Annotated in this window: 17 protein-coding genes; 10 read left to right on the top strand and 7 right to left on the bottom strand. The window is 59.2% G+C overall.

What is annotated here, in order from left to right; genetic code table 11:
* Window positions 1-59 precede the first annotated feature (59 nt).
* Entirely contained in the window at window positions 60-1241 is a 1182-nt protein-coding gene (locus H351_RS28725; protein ID WP_029257117.1) for a hypothetical protein, read from the bottom strand.
* Window positions 1242-2291: 1050 nt separating this feature from the next.
* On the opposite strand from H351_RS28725, the gene H351_RS31630 reads away from it, so the two are divergent.
* The 4 genes from H351_RS31630 (at window position 2292) to H351_RS28710 (ending at window position 4704) form a co-directional block, all read left to right on the top strand.
* The gene (locus H351_RS31630) at window positions 2292-2792 is read left to right on the top strand and encodes a helix-turn-helix domain-containing protein (RefSeq protein WP_081051205.1); all 501 of its coding nucleotides are present in this window, start codon (window positions 2292-2294) and stop codon (window positions 2790-2792) included.
* Window positions 2793-2937: 145 nt separating this feature from the next.
* Complete coding sequence (locus H351_RS28715) at window positions 2938-3138, top strand: hypothetical protein (protein WP_020971495.1); 201 nt, start codon at window positions 2938-2940, stop codon at window positions 3136-3138.
* 244 nt (window positions 3139-3382) lie between these two features.
* Window positions 3383-3523: a hypothetical protein gene (locus H351_RS32145; protein ID WP_158510650.1), complete on the top strand. Its 141-nt coding sequence runs from the start codon at window positions 3383-3385 to the stop codon at window positions 3521-3523.
* Between the two features lie 5 nt (window positions 3524-3528).
* Window positions 3529-4704 carry a hypothetical protein gene (locus H351_RS28710; protein ID WP_051636632.1) on the top strand — a complete coding sequence of 392 codons (1176 nt, stop codon included), beginning with the start codon at window positions 3529-3531 and terminating at the stop codon, window positions 4702-4704.
* Window positions 4705-4708: 4 nt separating this feature from the next.
* On the opposite strand, the gene H351_RS28705 is transcribed toward H351_RS28710, so the two are convergent.
* Both H351_RS28705 and H351_RS28700 read right to left on the bottom strand, forming a co-directional pair.
* On the bottom strand, window positions 4709-5716 hold the full coding sequence (locus H351_RS28705; protein WP_029257120.1) for a GAF domain-containing protein: 1008 nt from the start codon (window positions 5714-5716) through the stop codon (window positions 4709-4711).
* Between the two features lie 129 nt (window positions 5717-5845).
* On the bottom strand, window positions 5846-6658 hold the full coding sequence (locus tag H351_RS28700; RefSeq protein WP_029257121.1) for an SDR family NAD(P)-dependent oxidoreductase: 813 nt from the start codon (window positions 6656-6658) through the stop codon (window positions 5846-5848).
* 1097 nt (window positions 6659-7755) lie between these two features.
* Between H351_RS28700 and H351_RS28695 the strand changes: the two genes are divergently transcribed.
* From H351_RS28695 to H351_RS28665, 6 genes are all read left to right on the top strand, one after another.
* Window positions 7756-8673: a ParA family protein gene (locus H351_RS28695; RefSeq protein ID WP_019750059.1), complete on the top strand. Its 918-nt coding sequence runs from the start codon at window positions 7756-7758 to the stop codon at window positions 8671-8673.
* Window positions 8674-9118: 445 nt separating this feature from the next.
* On the top strand, window positions 9119-10216 hold the full coding sequence (locus H351_RS28685) for a DUF2637 domain-containing protein (RefSeq protein ID WP_029257049.1): 1098 nt from the start codon (window positions 9119-9121) through the stop codon (window positions 10214-10216).
* 82 nt (window positions 10217-10298) lie between these two features.
* On the top strand, window positions 10299-10961 hold the full coding sequence (locus H351_RS28680; RefSeq protein WP_029257050.1) for a TetR/AcrR family transcriptional regulator: 663 nt from the start codon (window positions 10299-10301) through the stop codon (window positions 10959-10961).
* 110 nt (window positions 10962-11071) lie between these two features.
* Entirely contained in the window at window positions 11072-11629 is a 558-nt protein-coding gene (locus H351_RS28675) for a TetR/AcrR family transcriptional regulator (protein ID WP_244891516.1), read from the top strand.
* A gap of 56 nt (window positions 11630-11685) precedes the next feature.
* Window positions 11686-11967, top strand: a complete 282-nt coding sequence (locus tag H351_RS28670) for a hypothetical protein (RefSeq protein WP_029257052.1) — start codon at window positions 11686-11688, stop codon at window positions 11965-11967.
* 29 nt (window positions 11968-11996) lie between these two features.
* Window positions 11997-12503 (top strand): hypothetical protein, encoded by a 507-nt coding sequence (locus H351_RS28665; protein ID WP_144440136.1) that lies wholly within the window; start codon window positions 11997-11999, stop codon window positions 12501-12503.
* 256 nt (window positions 12504-12759) lie between these two features.
* On the opposite strand, the gene H351_RS28660 is transcribed toward H351_RS28665, so the two are convergent.
* The 4 genes from H351_RS28660 to H351_RS32655 form a co-directional block, all read right to left on the bottom strand.
* Window positions 12760-13725 carry a hypothetical protein gene (locus H351_RS28660; protein WP_051636619.1) on the bottom strand — a complete coding sequence of 322 codons (966 nt, stop codon included), beginning with the start codon at window positions 13723-13725 and terminating at the stop codon, window positions 12760-12762.
* Window positions 13726-14708: 983 nt separating this feature from the next.
* A complete protein-coding gene (locus H351_RS28655; RefSeq protein WP_158510649.1) occupies window positions 14709-15266 on the bottom strand; it encodes a restriction endonuclease in 558 nt (185 codons plus the stop codon).
* 423 nt (window positions 15267-15689) lie between these two features.
* Window positions 15690-16226, bottom strand: a complete 537-nt coding sequence (locus H351_RS28650; protein ID WP_244891519.1) for a recombinase family protein — start codon at window positions 16224-16226, stop codon at window positions 15690-15692.
* Window positions 16227-16674: 448 nt separating this feature from the next.
* On the bottom strand, window positions 16675-16914 hold the full coding sequence (locus H351_RS32655; protein WP_244891518.1) for a recombinase family protein: 240 nt from the start codon (window positions 16912-16914) through the stop codon (window positions 16675-16677).
* Between the last annotated feature and the right edge of the window lie 190 nt (window positions 16915-17104).

Genomic DNA, 17104 nt, shown 5'->3' with positions numbered 1-17104 from the left:
ACATCAGATCCCTTGATCGAAGTTCAGAGCAGACAGCGCGCCCACCCCGGATGGACGGCTCACGCCGGGATACCGGCACCGATGGCGTCGGCGATCATCCCCAGCGGAAGACCGGGCACAGACGTGTTGGCCTGAAAATCCGTCACAGCCTGGTCGAATGCTGCGACAGCACCCTCGCCGCCGGGCAGCGAGGTCACCGCGTCGCGGATCTGCTGATCGACGACAGGTGCAGCAGCAGCGGTGTTGCGGACCGCGTCAGCGGCAGCAGTGCCGACCGGCGGGCTAGCGGACCACTGATCGAGCGTGGTTTCGGTCTGCTCAGTGATGGCGGGCTGATCGATGTCCGGGATTTCGAAATCGATCGGCTGCCCCAAATCGCCTGCACCATAAGCGGATGCGGCAAGAGCGCCACCTGCGCCGCCGACGACCGCGCCGCCGATAGCGGCAGGTACGCCGAGTACAGCTGCACCGATGCCCGCACCCGTCGCCGTTCCCACAACCCCAGCCGGAACCGCACCGATGGGAGTCACGATCGGAGCGAACAACGTCAAGGCGCTAGTCCCGCCGATGGTTCCGCCGATCAATGCGCCGACTGTGGCGGCCGGGACAGCGGCAGCGGTTGCACCTGCGAGCGCACCGGCAGCGGCGCCGCCAACCTGCGATGCGGCAAGGCGAGCGGCTTCTGTGTCTTCGATGATCAGTGTTGAGCGCCAGAAGTCCGTTACCTGAGCTTCGATGACGGCGGTCTGGCCATTCGTCTTGTCCGCGGTCTCCTTGCTGATCCAGTTCGGGCGATCAGCGAGGTAGCGGCCGAAACGGATCTTGTCTTCCGGAGCCTGAATCGGTGCCGTGAAGGTCTCGAGCTGCGTCGGGAGGTGAATCGACGTGTAGTCGACAGGAGCGACATAGTTGTCGTTGCTGTTGGTCGGCGGGGTGTACTGGTTGGTGTCGTAGTCCCAGTTCGGGAGCGGCTGCGCAGGCTTCTGGTACTCGACGGGAGCCGGAACCCACGTCTGCACAGGAGCGGGTTCGGGCGCCGAAGGAGCAGGTGTGGTCACTCCCGGCTGGCTCGGCACCGGAACCTCACTGGTGACGCCCGGCTGATCGCCCGGAGCAGCCACAGCAAAACCAGCCCCTCCGAACGTTGCCACCACCACAGCGGCAAACGAAACCGTAGCGACCGCAGTCGTAGACGGGGCGCGGTGACGACCGCCCGAACGTGGCTTCTGGAAATGCTTCATGAGTGCCCTTTCAAACTTGTTGTGGTTCAACAATTAACCGGAACGGTTGACGTGCATGGCCGCACAAAATGCGAGAGCTACGCGGCCTGTGATCCCGACACAGCAGTGCTGGGAAGCTGACTCGCAACAGGGTTGAGCACACTGCGCGAAGCGTGAAAAATGTTGGAGGCTATGGGTATTTGTGTGTGGCCCATGGCAATCGCGCCGAAAAGGCTGGGAATCGTAGCGCCCACACGAAGGCTGCCGAGGTTGCTTCTCCGGCCATTTCGATTAGGTGCACCCACCCGCTCCCCGGGCGGGAGGAGCGGGGTGGGCGCTTCACGGACCGTGCTGCCGAGCACCACGCAGGGTGTGGCACGACGGACCGGGCTCGGGGCGGCATGGCCGCACGCAGGGTCCACAGGGCGCCCGAGTTCGCGGTCAGCGAATCCGAGTTCGAGAGTGTCCTGTTCTACCCAGCTGGAATAGGTATTTTGCGCAGAGTTGTTCCCCACGACTGCCTCCGGCTAGTTGCGTTTTCAACTTCACCGCATAGGCTCGAAGGCCTGCGGTCTGGTCGCCTTGGTGCGTGCAGCACCGCAGACATGAAAGAACCCCAGGTGCGTGAGGGGACGCCAATCACCAACGCACCTGGGGTTTTCGAGACAGCGCGACGCTCGGCAGAAGCCGAAGTCCTTGTATTCGTGCTTGAAGTAGAACGGTCACTGAGAGTGACCTGCGATGTTGCATCGCGCACCGCGTGAAACCAGTTCATCCAAATCGCCCGCCCGGACTCAGAAGGCACACGCAGATAGACGTGTGCAAATTCTTCTGCGCTACAAGCGATACCGACGTCGACAAGTACCGAGGAATCCCAGGCTGGGCACGCCGTTGCAGGGTAGACCGCGCGGTTTGTGTTCGGCAACTCATTCAATCGACTCACGGCCACCGCTTTCCCACCTATAGGTCCCTTGACCTCGACTCTTTCTTGGTAACCTTTTATGCAAAACCAATATAACACCCTATTATTCTAAACACCAGTGCGAGTTGGCGGGGTGAAGGAGCGACACAATGACTCACGGGGATGGTTCTCGAGAGCTTGGAGTAGGCGTGTCGCGGAGTGCTGTTCGAGGCTTTAGTGCCGCCAGGTTGCGGCGCTATCGACTGGCGCGCAAGGCGAATATTGCAGACCTGGCTGATGCCGCTGGTGTCTCCGAGCAGACCGTCTCTGCATGGGAAACGGGTCGTGCAGCACCAACTCCCGAGCTGCTAGCCAAGGTTGCGGCCGAATTGCGGCTTACCGTTGCAGACCTTGTGCCGATTCCGAATGACCAGCTTGGCCTCAGTGATCTGCGCGCACAAGCCGGCATGACTCAAGGGCGAGCTGCCGAAGCTCTCGGAATTTCGGCGACGCTTCTCGGCCGGATTGAAAAAGGGCGCAAAGAGTACGACGAGGCTAGGGCTGCGCAGCTTGCGGAGCTGTATAAGGTCACGCCCGGGCTGGTCGCTGAGGTCTGGCAGCGTGATCGTGATAGCCGTCAAGCGCGTGCGACACGCTTCCGCGATTCTTAAGAAATCTCCCCATAATTCCACCCAAACATCGAAGTTCGGTTCTTCTTCGGCGTGTCACCGTGACGATTGTGTGATCTTGGCACAGGATGAACGGGAACCTGGCACTGCATCGCTAGGAGCAAGGTCGGGCCGAAGGGAGAAGAGCATGCCCACACCAAGCAAGGGTGATCGAACCCGGGTTGTGAGTCGCGTTCCAGATCCGGTGTACGCAGAGCTGGAAAAGCGGCGGAAGGCGGCTGGAGTCAGCTCCGTCAGCCAGTACGTCGCAGATCTACTGGCGGCCACCACTGGCCATAAGAATCTTGTCGTCGAACTCGACCAGGAGGTTTTGCAGCTCACCGCGTAACGAACGTCGCGTAGACGGCAAACCCGGGCGGGGGATGCCGTGACAACCACACATCGTTAGCTGTAGCGCACCGACTGCAACAAAAAACCCCCGAACCGGGCGGGGTCGAGGGTTTTTCGAAGTTGGTGAGATTCGAGTTAGACGCTCGTTTCTCAGCGGTACTGCTATATCCCTGAAGGGACTGTCTTGGCGGACAGGTCTCAGGCTACATCGTGGCCTGATGAAGTTTCAATGATTCCTGCGCGTGTCGCTGTTCACGAGCACGCACCTACATCCGTACTGCGCCCGTACTGCGGTAGCAGCCCCATACGGCGTCGGTACGGCACAGCTCGTACGCCTCGCGCTGTATCTGGCCATGTGCACGGGCACCAATGCCATTCCCTGACCCCGATGTTCGTCAACGCGCTCGGTGGCCCAGAGGCAGCTTGCCGAAGGTACTGCCAGGTCACGCTCGAATTGGAGGCCGGCGCATACAGCGGTATCGCCTCATGGCGGGGAGCCCAGCACTGGGTCGAGATCGTCGTCCGCTGCGCCTACACCGCGGAGTACAACCGCATCCGCCCCGAGCTCGTCAAGACGTCGAAGGCAGGCAGTGTCGCCGGCGGAGGGATCAGTCTTAAGTCGTTGTTGGCGGTCGCGAAAGTCATGGCCGGTGCTGCTGATTTCGATTCCGGCCGCAGCTCGCGTCTATCCATTGCCACACTCGTCGAGCGAACAGGGCTCGGAGAGCGGACCGTTCAGCGAGCCCGTCAAGCGCTCAAACTACTTCGGGTAGCCACGGAGGTATTGCGTGGCCGACTACGCCGCAAAGGCGAACGTATGGCGTCGTGGAGATTTGATGACAAGTCGCGTGGCTGGGCATCGGTGTGGGCGCTGCACCCGCGTAAGCCTGTGGATAAAACCCGCATGTCAGTCGCAGGATCTATACAGATGGCACCCCACCCCCGCAGGGGTCAGTTTTCTATCCCTACCTCTCGTAGAGAGGTACTTAATACAAAACGATCTGTGGATAAACGAGCCGCTTCGCGGCGCAAGGAATCCAGCACTGAGGCCGAGAAGGCTGACGGCATCCGGAAAGGCCTGTTGCTCGCATCCAAGTGGCTCGGGAATCCGAGAACGCCTGCTTGGGCACGTCAACACACCCCCCGAGGTTGGGCTCCGGCACTGGCCGAATCAGCAGCGCACGGCTGGACCGCTAACGATCTCAACTTCACCATCGACGCGTGGGCCGAGGCACGGAAGATGACACCGGACCCGAAGCATCCGATTGCATTTATCCGTTGGCTCATGAAGGAGCAGGATCTGGCCTTCTCACCGCATGTTCTCGCTCAAATTGCCGCTGAGCAGGCAAAAGCTGAACGTAAACGACAGTCCTCGCAGTTCGAGGCCGAACGTGCGCGTTACGCAATGGCCGCGACCGAAGACTCCCCCGGTCGCCGGGCAGCGATGGCAGCTGTTCCGGATGCTGCGGAAGTACGCCGCCGCAGACAGATTGCTGAGCGAAGGACTGCCGCTGACGCGCGCGCAGAACTGTGCGCGCGTCAGCGCGGCATCGACAACTGGTGAAAAGCTACGAATCCGCAGCAGCGCGGACCATGACCAGGCCGGCGGTGGTGTGCTGGTCGAGCATCATCAATGTCGCTCGCACATCACAGGCTTTCCACTTCCCGTCGAGCAGTCTGAACCGGACGGTGCCTTGCGTTTTGCCCCGCGCCAAACCCGCAGACATCTCTAGCGCCACAGGCAAGTCCTCGGGATGCATACCAGGTTTAACCTGGTCATCCACTGATTCCCACGCCAAGTCTGGCATCGGATCGCCTACCCATCGAATGAGTTGCAGCGTCTTGAGATTGACGATCGCTCGGTACTCCCCCTCCTCCGTCGCAGCCTCGAGGACCCGGTATTCAAGAACCACAGGGGGTGGAGCCGCCGCAACGTCGATCGCGGGGCCGATGTCTTGCGTTATTCCTCGCAAAATGACCTCTGACCTGCCGGTCGCAGGATCGATTTCTTCAAGCATTCGGCATGAAAAGTGGGCGGCACGCAGCTCGTCGTCATCTCGCCTCACTGTCCACACCGCTTGGTGAATGGTTCCGGGAGCCGAGTGGATGATCTTCGACAAAGCCTCGCCCTCATCGCGATTGGTCACGAGACGGGTGAAGGCGCCGGCCATTGCTTTCTCGGTATGTCGCTCATCCTCCGGAACGCCGTACAAGTCGAGCAGATCGTTGCTTCCGCTGGCTTTGCTCGCCGTCAGGTTGAACAACCAAGCTCCGGCCGGGTCCCTGTCGGGAACGACTTCGTCTGGTCCGCCAGTCCATAGGTACATGCCATGCAGACGTCCCGAGAACGTCACCAAGGGCTCTACAACGACATGCCGGCGGCCATCGGCCGTGACCCTGTCTACGCGGTCAGGCGACGCCATGACCTCGGCAATCACGTTGTAAACCTCGTCGAGGGAATCCTTGCTTTTGAAGAATTTGTCCAACGGTGTGAACTTTCGAGGAGTGCTCCCCAGACCGATGATCGACGGTGTAGCGCCGCCGATCGATTCAATCAACAACCACTTTGTTGCCACTGCGTAGTTCCTCTCCCCGCGGATGCGAACAGAGGAACACTACCCGACAAAACAGACTTAATGTTACTGACCGTTACAGGTATTTAGTCCTTCAGTGGACAGCGCTGACCTGGGCATCCGCCAAAAGTACTAGCCGGACTTCAGTGCTGGAATGATCCGTTGGTAGCCCGAACTGGCAGTCCTAGTTAGTAGGTCGACGATGCGGGCATCTTTACCGATCAGCACTCGAGGTCGGCGCCGTTCCACACCGCGCAAAATCGATTTGGCAGCGGCCGCTGGATCCGTTCTCGCGATGGAACCCTCGAAGGATTCGACGACTTCCGAATGGTCGAGAGTTGTCGCCACACGCGCTGTACGTGCAATTGAAGTCTTGATTCCTCCGGGAAACACACAAATCACAGCTACCTGCCGGTGATGAAGAAGCATCTCCTGGCGGAGCGACTCGGTGAACCCTCGGACCGCGAACTTCGCGGAGTTGTAGGCCGAGTAACCAGGCGCGGCCATGAGACCGAAGGCCGATGAGATGTTGACGATAGACCCACGATCCGACGCAATAATGTACGGCAAGAAGGCTTTCGACCCATTAACTACGCCCCAGAAGTCGACATTCATCACGTGCTCGATGTCTGCGTAGTCGGAATCCTCCACGGTTCCGGAATACAGAACGCCAGCGTTATTGAAGATCGCATCAACATGCCCGAACTGGGCGAGCGTTGCCGCGGCACACTCCCCCATCGCTTCTCGGTCCGTGACATCCGTCGCCGAGATCATCACCGAGTCGGCGCTGATTCCAGCCAGCTCGACCGTTTCCTCTAGGCCACCTTGGTCGACGTCGATTAGTGCGAGCTTTGCGCCTTGGGCGGCCAGTTGGATGCTTAGTTGCCGCCCGATTCCCGCTCCGGCGCCGGTAACGACCACAACGCGTCCTATGAAATACCCCATGCCGCAAGTATTCCTCGTGAGAACGGTGGTTTCGCGGAACGGGCTTAGTGGGGTGGCTGCGCAAAATTGACCCATGCTGACGTTGCTCGATTGAAATGTCGAGTGAGAGGTGCGACCTACGTGCGGGCCGCCAGGTGCGGTCGAACGGGTGGCGTAGTCGTCGAGCCGTGGCGTTCTCCGCCTCACGTCCAGGCATTTTGCGCCATTGCGCCGAACTGAAAGAATGCCAGCATTACTGTCAATAGCAGTAAAGAGTTGAGGGCGAGCTCCGGGGGACCTGTAATCCCAGTAACACCAGTAATGCCGTCAATGTTGGTGTGGCAGTCTCGGCTTGTTTCGATTCTCTGCGAACCCCGACTGCCATAATAGCAGTAATACTGCTATTGGAAACATGCAGGTCAGGGTGCTGCCATGGCGAAACTGTGCGTAATGCCAGCATTGCTGCCATTACTGGTTTTGAGGCCAGGTGTGTTGCTACGACCCGGCCGATGGTCGATAGCAGTAATACTGGCATTATGCGACAGCGGTGGTTTCGCGGAACGGGCTTAGTGGGGTGGCTGCGCAAAATTGACCCATGCTGACGTTGCTCGATTGAAATGTCGAGTGAGAGGTGCGACCTACGTGCGGGCCGCCAGGTGCGGTCGAACGGGTGGCGTAGTCGTCGAGCCGTGGCGTTCTCCGCCTCACGTCCAGGCATTTTGCGCCATTGCGCCGAACTGAAAGAATGCCAGCATTACTGTCAATAGCAGTAAAGAGTTGAGGGCGAGCTCCGGGGGACCTGTAATCCCAGTAACACCAGTAATGCGGTCAATGTTGGTGTGGCAGTCTCGGCTTGTTTCGATTCTCTGCGAACCCCGACTGCCATAATAGCAGTAATACTGCTATTGGAAACATGCAGGTCAAGGTGCTGCCATGGCGAAACTGTGCGTAATGCCAGCATTGCTGCCATTACTGGTTTTGAGGCCAGATGTGTTGCTACGACCCGGCCGATGGTCGATAGCAGCAATACTGTCATTACTGCTATTGATTGCATTGCTGGCGATGGCGTGGAATGCTGGTAATACCGTCAAATGTGCCAGCGCTGTCGAGGGAGAGCAATGCAGACCGACTTTCACGAAACACGCAAAAGGGTGATCGCCGTAATCAACGGCAAGGGTGGTGTCTTAAAGACGACCCTGACAGCTAACGTCGGTGGAGAACTGGCAGCGTCGGGGCAGAAAATTCTGCTCGTCGACCTCGATCCTCAGGGGAACCTCGCCGAAGACCTCGGGTACACCAGTGAAACCGGCGATGACCAGGGAAGGTCGCTTGCTAGCGCAATCGCTTTCGGCGGTGACGCAAAACCCATCGAAAATGTTCGCGCTAATCTCGATGTTCTCCCTGGGGGAGTTCACCTCGAACAAGCAACAGCAGCGCTTGCCGCTATGGCATCCAAAGATCCCGATGGTGCAAAACTTGCCCTCGCGAGGGTCCTTGCTCCAATGGCGCCCGCATACGACATGATCCTCATCGACTGCCCCCCCGGCGACGAAACCTTGCAGACAGCAGCGCTAGCCGCCGCAAAATGGGCATTCGTGCCAGTCAAATCCGATGCGTCCAGCCGAAAAGGGATGGCAGCCGTTGCACTACGCATTGACGCTGTCGCTGCAATCAACCCCGACCTCGACCTACTGGGCGTCGTTCTCGTAGCCGTCGGTACATCAGCGAAAACCGTGCTCAAGCAAGCCAGGTCTGCAATTGCAGAGGCGTTCGGCAACGACGACGTCGTTTTCACTGCCACAGTTCGTCACTCAGAAGCGACAGCCCAAGCAACACGCGAGCGAGGCATGCTCGCAGCCGAACTCGACGCAGTCGTCCGAAGCGGTCCGAAATGGTACGACGTCATCAAAGGCAACGCCGAGCCTCAGACTCTCGCACCGAAATCGTCCAAATCCGTTGCAGACGACCTCTTTGCAGTTGCGCAAGAAGTTGTCACCCGCGTTGCAACAGCGGAAAGAGAGGAAGCACGGGTATGAATGACCGGCCCGAACGAAAGCTCACGGCGCTACCTCCGCGGAACGTGACTGGTGACCTGTCTCGAATGCAGAGGTCCAACCGCACGGCCGCACAGGTCCCGCCGCCTCCACAGCCCACGCCGACAGCTGTGGAAAAGCCCAAGCCCAAACGTATTACGGTCTACGTCGATCAAGTCGTATTCAGTCGCGCCCGAGGTGCTTACCGAAACACCAGCCACCTTGAGGACGACAAATCCTGGTCGCAATTCGTAGAGAAAGCACTAGCGGCAGAGGCAGAACGCCGGGAAACCGCGCACAACAGCGGAAACCAGTACGAAGCAGAGACCGGCGCACTTCCCAGCGGGCGCCCCATCTCAGACGACTGACCCACACATCGAAGGAGCCTCGCCGGTTGCACCCGACGAGGCTCCAGACCGGGAAACCCCTGGAAGGAAGAAACCCAGTCATGACCGACTTTAGTCTTCGGGCAGCTCGTATTCAGCTAGGCGCATTGCTTGCTGCACTCGCCCTCGCGATCGTCATTGCGCTCGGTATCACCACCGGCGCATTCGTACTTTCCTTCGCCGTACAACGCGACCTCGCACGGCAAGCACTGATCCCCGAACACCTGACCTGGATCTTCCCGGCGATCGTCGACAGCGCCATCCTCGGCGCCACGATCGCCATCGTCATCATCAGCAAGCTCAACATGAACAAACGCGACAGAGGCTTCTACATCGCACTCGCCGTCAGCGTCGTCGTGATCAGCATCCTCGGAAACGCCTACCACGCCTATCACGCAGCAATCGCCGCGCAGGAGTCGATCGACGGTGGGGGAGACCTCGGGTTCATTCCACTGGCGCCCGCCATTGCAGCGGCCATAGCGATCATTCCGCCGGCCCTGGTCTTGGCGTTCACGCACGGAATCACAATCCTGGTGAAGGCAGTCGGAATGGCGTACGCCGCTTACCGTTCGATCGTCGAAAGTGCCACCGACAGTGAGGATGCAACGAGTATTGCATCTGACCTCACCGTAGGCCGGGGACCGATCCGCGTCCCTCAGCCCCGCGAGAAGATCGCCCACAATATTGCGGAGCCGGAGGAAGAGGATCTAGACGTAGACGCCACAACGGTGGATGCGAAGGCCGGCAACGAGGATGCTTTTGCGGACTTTGCGGAGCCGTTTTTCGTGGACGAAATGACGAATGAAGGCCTCGACGAAATCCTCGATCCCCAAGACACAGCTACGGAGTTCCCAGACCGCCGCGCCGCCGAAGAAGCACAGGCCGACACGGATGCCGACATAGATGACCTCATGGCCTTCATCGCCCGGTCGAATCTCGCGAAGAACGTCAAAGACACAGCGGTCCGCAAGCTGACAAACCCGAACCTCACGTGGGAAACCATCGCTCTGGAATCGAAGCCGCCTGTCGCGACGTCGACCGCATGGCGCCGGTACGAGAAGTTCGATGCCGCAGCTCGAGAAGCAGGATTCGACAGTCCACCATTGCCCGACCTGCGAGCCGCCGAGAACCCGATGCGCAGCGAACTCACCACCGTTTGACCCGCACGCACCAATAAAAGGGGTGGCCCTGGCAGTGCTGTAACACCGTCAGGGCCGATGACCACAGAAAGCACCTGTGACCATGAACAATCATACCGACCGCTCCGAAGGCATCGACCACGGCAAAACCGGCCGACCAAGTATGCAGCCACGAGCGAAAATCACCCGAGAAGCGATCCTTGAAGTGTCCGCCACCCTCTTCAGCCAAACCGGGTACGCGGGCACCAGCATCAATGACATCTTGGCGATCTCCGAGACCACCAAAGGTGCGATGTACTTCCACTTCTCGAAGAAGGAATCCATCGCGAGCGAGATGCTCTGCCGCTGGTCCGCCGCAGTCTCCGAGACAGTGGGGAAGGCCGCAGCGACAGGTCAACCCGCCGATCGGCAAGTGATCATGATCTACCGCGAACTCGCCCGCCGCACCCAAACAGAAGCGATCACCCGAGCTGGACTCATCCTGTCCGTCGACAAGTCGCTCAGTGATGCGTGTGCGACCTACGGATCGTGGACCGACGCGATCACACCGATCGTCGTCGACGCGATCCGTTCCGGCGCCCTCGACTGCGCGGAAAGCATGTCCAGGCTCGCAGACACTCTCTGCGCCGGTTTCGTCGGCGCTGTGCACGTTGCAGCTAGCCTCGACGAGAACCACACCATCACCAAACGAGTCGACGATCTGCTGCTGATGTGGCGCGGAACCGACCCGGCCGCCGTCCGTATGGTCGAAGGAGCATCTCTGTGAACAGCCATAACGAATCGGCGGCCACTCCGGAAAACGCTGCCGCCACAAGAACCAGCCCTCGGATCGGGCGCATCCCCGGCAGTAAAAACTCAGCAATGCAGGACCGTGCGGTGCGAACACGGGAAGCGATCATCGCCGTCGCAGCCCGGCACTTCGACACCGACGGATACGGCCACACCAGCATCAACACCATCAGCGCTACCGGAAAATTCGCCAAAGGCGCAATGTACTACCACTTCCCGTCCAAAGAAGCGATCGCCGCGCACCTCATCTCGGACTGGAACCGCACCCTCGACGAAACCATCAGCGAAGCACTGACATCCGGTTCGAGCAGCACGGCAGGGGAGAAGCTAACGGCGATCTTCACGTCCCTCGCTCGTCAGATTGCCGAGGACACCAACGTGCGGGCCGGAATGAAACTCACCCTCGAACCCACCATCGACAACGCGGCCGGCTTCGCGCACTGGGTCGACGCCGTCAATGACATCATCGACACCGCCATCACCGACGGCGAACTCACCAACACGCCCACCACACACCGACTCGCATGGAACCTGTGCGCCGGCGCCTTCGGAGCCGTCAACGCATCAGCGATCCTGCACGAAAACGTCGACCTCACAACCCGCATCGATGACGTGCTCACCATCCACCTGTCCGCCACACACTGACGCCAATATCCGCCTTCCCCTGAGTACCGGAAACAGTGAAACACTAGGGAGACTTCATGCCTGGCCGCATTGCACCCAGCGACCTCTATCTGCAACTGCACGGCCAACTCGGAGTAATCAACGATCTGCTTCACCGAGTCGCCGCCAGCGTCGCCGATTACAAGCTGTACGACCCTGAAACACTCGAAGCGGACACCCTCGGCGATGCCACCACAGGGCCCGAGACTTACGAAGCCGTACTCCGCGAGCTCGACCTCGTTGACACCGCGCTCAAGGCAACCGACGCCGCCTACAGGCGTGTCCTTGACGAAGCCAGCCGTCTCTACTTGAAAGACTGACTGCCAGGACATCATGGGAGGATCTGCGCTTGACCGAAACGCGAGTACACCTCACAGAGCCCCTACCTGGGCTTCCCATTTACTTGACCTTCGCGGAGATCAAGCATCTATCGGACCTCACAGAGATATTCCGACAGGCCGCCGAAGAAGTTGGAGAGGGTACAGATCCCGAGACGATCGCCACGCGTCTCAAAGGGCAGGCCAGATTCGCCAACTCCCTCTTCGAACAGGCGATGAACTATCGATACATCACCCAGGCGGGAGACTCGTCCAGCTTGATTTCCGCAAGTCAGCCCGGATGGATCAACATCACCGTTCATCCCCACAATGCGGGGGAACTGAGAGTGATCGACCACTTCTTGAGCGCCCACGACGAGCTCTACGACGCGAATGCCCTGGACGCAGAGACCAATCGCCCCATTCTGCTGGTGTCTTCAACAGTGGATGAAACCTTCGAATGCAGGCGCACGACGAAGAGAGTCCTCGTTGTCCCCCTACATCGGATCGGTTCATTGGAAGATCTGCACGACTGGTGAATGAACACACGCGGTGCCGAAATTGTCTGCCCCGCCAAGTAACCTTCACGATGCGACGAGAAGCAGGTCGCCACACCTGCCAGACCGACGATCACTCGACGGTCCTGATCTGTGTGGGAACCCCACACAGATTGGTAGTAGTGGCGGCTTGTTCTCATTCGGCATTGCCAGTTATCGTGTCACGGAACGGACTTCCGCAGTTCTCGCACAATTGCCCCCAACACCTAGCCCCACTTGTTGGTGCTGCATTTCGCTCCTACAGCATCTCGTCTGCCAGGCCGAGAGATGGCACTAAGGCAGCGATGTCGACGATCTCGATGTGTGCTGCCGGTCCGGTGGTGAAGTCGGCGACGGTGAACTGTCCGGCGGGTCCGAACTTTTCTTCGAATCGGTGTCGAGTATGGGGAGAGGAGCGGCCCAAGGCCCACTCGGCGGTTGATCGTGAGGCCACCAAGAATTTCTTCGGAAGCGCTCCGACGACGAACAGCTGCGCACGCCGCTCCGTAGGGTCCAGCGCCAGATGAACCAGATCAGCAAAGACGCCTCGCTTGCGCATGGTGTCGGCACCCTTCCACTGCGAAACCTTGAACTCGGCGATACGCCGATCGGTCTCGACATCAAACGGCCTGCTGGGGTCGTTGCCGGCGCCGAGTGATGGCCTGACCGTGACGGTCTCACCAGGTTCGAGGATCAGGGGAAGGCACCGCGCAATGACTGTGGCATGAATGACGTCGTTGAGCCGACCTACATGCTGACGAACGGCCAGGGCTGCGTCGAGAAGATCCTCGCTGAAGTGAAAATGTTCGACGGCGTCAGCACACCCGGTCATGTCCGAACCATCGAACGCCGACTCGGCGGAGGACAGGTGCTTGGTGAGCTCGTTCGTAGTGAGGAACTCCAGCAGGGTAGCGAATGATGCCGACAGATGCGTGTAGTCAGACAGTGCGACGGTGAGGTCACCGCCTGTTTCGAGCCGCTGCACCCCGTTCTTGGCCTTGTAGATACTGGTAGTGAAACCGATTTCACGGAGACGCGCCAGGGCGGTATGAGAGGTGAAGCTCGATCGTGGGAGGTTGCTGATCAGCTGATATGCCTGCTTCGGGGGATAACGAACGCCGTCGATGTCGGCCCAGTGTTCTCGGATCGGTTCGGGTACAACCTGACTGACGAGCTTCAACGCCGCATCGAGGTCTGTTGGATCCTCAGGGATCTGCGTTTCCATCACAACGATGAGTCAAGCAGGCCATTGCTCCATAGGATTTGTCAGGGCTCTCACCGACCTAATCGCATTCTCGCCGATCTGTGCAGGGAAACGGTAGGTGAGACTGTGATCCTCGGAATTGTTTGGCATGTTTTCACGAAACGATTTCGCACGCCCACTCATAACGAAAGCCCAAGGCTAGGCTTTGGGACGCTGACGGTGCTACCGGCACAGGTTCGGAAACGAGGGAAACTCATGGCCCATTCGGATAAGTGGTGCAACGCTCTGTACTTCCCGTACGGCCGGAAAAAGATGGGAGGGGTATTTTGCCGTCTGGATACCGGACACGATGGCGACCATTGGTGCGAGTATGAGGACGAAATGGGGCAGTAGATCGAGTATGAACGGGCGATCATTCTTGGCGCCACTCGCCACTTCTTCCCACGCAGCTCACATCGAATGGCCGCTGTGAGCGGCCCTCTGCAAATCGAGGACCTGAAAGTCGTGATCACGGGATGACTGTCTCAGAATCTCCCGTGCTCCAGCGGGCGCTACAGAAGGTGAGACAGGTTTCTGACACAGGATACGATTCGGTAACGAGATGTGGCGATTTTGCTCCGGCGTCATCTTGACCGCGCCCCGACATAGCCAGCTCTTTTGACGGGTGACCTCTCGGTAAAGTATCCGCGTTCCGACTCTAGGAGGTTCTGGTGGAGCTCGTATGTACGTCGTGTGAGCAGGTTGTCGAGGACGAGGCGGACTGGGACGAGGAGTGTGAGTTGTGCCCGGGGTGCTCCGAGGTGGGCGCAGGTTCCACATACTGCTGCGGGGCCATATACGAAGCTGGCGAGGACACCTGCGGGAGCTGTGGCGAGCCTCTCTAGGCCGAACTACCGATTAGCGGCATCCCACGGGACCCAGTTATTGCCGCTGATCGTGCAGTCGTCTTCTCCAGTGTCAGAGTTCTCGTCCTTGCAAGTCAGGGCCAGCGCTAACCGCTAGCTTCATTTCTTCATCAACCCGCCGATAGCGGCCACGATGAACAGGACCCCGAGCGCCCCTGCCAAAGCGAAAATGGTATCCAGCACCGGCACAGAAAGATCGAACAACAGGAAGAGTGAAGTCGGGGATATGAGCACGATGCCCTTGAGGAACCATGCAAGGTGCTCGTCGACAATAAGGCTGGGCGAACCGAGACCTTTGGCCCCTTTCGATATCGACCGGGCCGCCGAATTGTACGGCTGAACAGCACCTTTCGAATCAAAGGTGAAAAGCGCAATCTCGACGTCCGCTGCATATTTCACAGCATGGGACGAGTACCCACTCAAAGAGAAGAAAAGCATCGACCTTCGCAGGTCACGGCCTCGTGCACCATATAGACGCTGAAGGTCTGGCCGGCCAACCTGGGACCTGTGCATCTTCACTTGAGCTATCGCTCGTGACGACAGCACGTCGATACCACCATCCGGTCCTCCGGGATGTGCTCGTGCGTCATTGAACCCCATCTTTCGCATGGCCGAAGCCATCGCCAATTCAGCTTGTTGATGAGAGAGCGAAGTCACGACAAGCGCCTCCTGATAAGTGAAATCCACTTATACACCGCGACTCCGACATCAGAGCGACAACCACCCAAGTTCGCCACCGAGCTAACTGTGCCACCGCTACAAATTCGATATATTCCATGGAGCCTGCTGGCCGCCTGGGTGCCGAGGGCCGGCCAGTATTCCTCAACGGTGACCACGCCTAATCATCTTGTACGCCAGAAGGCAGAGAAGAGTAGCGATCACAAACGCTGCGGAGGCATTGAATGCCCGACCTGATGTGGTCATTCCACTGCTAAGGCCGTACCGACCCGCCAGCTACGACAACGAACGAAAAAATCGCAATCATGCCCCGTGAGGGCGAGATCCAGGGTCCCAACGCAGATGGGGGACAAAGTCTTTGATGTTTCGGCCCGTTGAACCGCCGGCTGAAAGTGCGCGTATCTACTTGAGGTGTCGGTACAGAGTGGTTCGTCCGACGCCGATGATTTCGGCGATGTCGGTGAGTTGCAGGCCGTTCTCCCGCATCCGTTGTGCTTGTGCGAGTTTCGTTGAGGTCATCTTCGGTGGCCGGCAGCCGGTACGGCCACGCGCCCTGGCGGCGGCGAGGCCGACCTGAGTCCGTTCGCGGATCAGGTTGCGTTCGAATTCTGGGAGTGCGCCGAAGATGGAGAAGATGAGTTTGCCGCCGGAGGGTGGGTGATGTCGATCGCTTCGGTCAACGATTTGAAGCCGACTCCGCGGGCCGGGGAGATTTTCGACGGTTTGCAACAGATGGGGGAGGTGAACGCCCCAACAGGTCGAGGCGCCAGACGACCAAGGTATATCCGTTCGCGAAGATGCGACCAGGAGATCCGTCAGTTGCGGACGGGTCGTGGTTGCGCCCGACGCGGTCTCGGTCCAGACCTTGAAACAGCCGGCCGCGCTCAGAGCGTCGCTCTGAGCATCGAGCGGTCTGATCGGTAGTCGAGACCCGCGCATAGCCCTGTGACTCTTGGAATTATTTGGCATGGGGTGCTCGATAGACGCGGTCGGCCGTAAACATGGGCGATCGCTTGGACTGGGCAAGATCAGGGTGCCGGGGGTCTTTCAGTGTCCCGCTCGGTGCGTGCCAACTCGATGTTTGCGTAAAGTGCTGAACGCTTCAAACCTGTGTTCCGCAGAGTGTTTCGATCTTGAATTGTCCCGGTCTCGTACGTTTTGCAATAGGTACGCACGCTCTTCCGGTGTGAGCTTGTGCTGACGGCCTTTCATCTTGCCGGCCGCCGCGGCCGCTGCAACAGCGTCCCCGCGTTCTGCTCCGGATCAGGTCTGATTCGAATTCGGCCATCAGCCCGAGGACGCCGGATGAACATTTTTCCCATCGGATCGGTGGGGTCGTAGATCTTCCCGTCGATCGACAACGCCACGCCTTTGGCGGCGAGTCGCTTCACCGTTTCGTGAAGATCCCCGGCGGACGAGAGAGTCGATCGAGTTTGGTCACGCAGAAGACGTCGCCTTCGCGGGCGGCGTTGATCGCATTGTCGAGTCCGGGTCGATGTGTCTGCCGGCCACTGATTCCGTGATCGACGTAGACGCGGTCTCGGTCGATGCCTTCCTTGACGAGAAGATCGACCTGAATCGACGAATCCTGAGCCGCCGTACTCACACGCGCGTAGCCGATCTTCATTTCACTCCCGATTTTCGCCGTTCACGACGTCCAGTGGACGTATCGTCCGCTAGAAACTATGTCATACCGGTTTTTTTAACGGACAGCAAAATGGACGGAACGCGCTGAATTTCCCCAGGTGAATCGCACGCAGGAGCGCGTTCGAGATCGTCCGGTATGACGATGGTCAAAACGCACACCGAAACCGGCA

The sequence above is a fragment of the Rhodococcus erythropolis R138 genome, from assembly GCF_000696675.2.
GTDB classification, from domain to species: Bacteria; Actinomycetota; Actinomycetes; order Mycobacteriales; family Mycobacteriaceae; genus Rhodococcus_F; species Rhodococcus_F erythropolis.
This window is presented reverse-complemented; position numbering and strand designations above follow the sequence as displayed.

Excerpts from the sequence above, each read along its gene's own strand:
- H351_RS28715 (WP_020971495.1), top strand. The coding sequence starts at position 2,938 with ATGCCCACACCAAGCAAGGGTGATCGAACCCGGGTTGTGAGTCGCGTT.
- H351_RS28700 (WP_029257121.1), bottom strand. The coding sequence starts at position 6,658 with ATGGGGTATTTCATAGGACGCGTTGTGGTCGTTACCGGCGCCGGAGCG.
- H351_RS28710 (WP_051636632.1), top strand. The coding sequence starts at position 3,529 with ATGTTCGTCAACGCGCTCGGTGGCCCAGAGGCAGCTTGCCGAAGGTAC.
- H351_RS28685 (WP_029257049.1), top strand. The coding sequence starts at position 9,119 with ATGACCGACTTTAGTCTTCGGGCAGCTCGTATTCAGCTAGGCGCATTG.
- H351_RS32655 (WP_244891518.1), bottom strand. The coding sequence starts at position 16,914 with ATGAAGATCGGCTACGCGCGTGTGAGTACGGCGGCTCAGGATTCGTCG.
- H351_RS31630 (WP_081051205.1), top strand. The coding sequence starts at position 2,292 with ATGACTCACGGGGATGGTTCTCGAGAGCTTGGAGTAGGCGTGTCGCGG.
- H351_RS28725 (WP_029257117.1), bottom strand. The coding sequence starts at position 1,241 with ATGAAGCATTTCCAGAAGCCACGTTCGGGCGGTCGTCACCGCGCCCCG.
- H351_RS28650 (WP_244891519.1), bottom strand. The coding sequence starts at position 16,226 with ATGCGCGGGTCTCGACTACCGATCAGACCGCTCGATGCTCAGAGCGAC.
- H351_RS28660 (WP_051636619.1), bottom strand. The coding sequence starts at position 13,725 with ATGGAAACGCAGATCCCTGAGGATCCAACAGACCTCGATGCGGCGTTG.
- H351_RS28680 (WP_029257050.1), top strand. The coding sequence starts at position 10,299 with ATGAACAATCATACCGACCGCTCCGAAGGCATCGACCACGGCAAAACC.
- H351_RS28695 (WP_019750059.1), top strand. The coding sequence starts at position 7,756 with ATGCAGACCGACTTTCACGAAACACGCAAAAGGGTGATCGCCGTAATC.
- H351_RS28670 (WP_029257052.1), top strand. The coding sequence starts at position 11,686 with ATGCCTGGCCGCATTGCACCCAGCGACCTCTATCTGCAACTGCACGGC.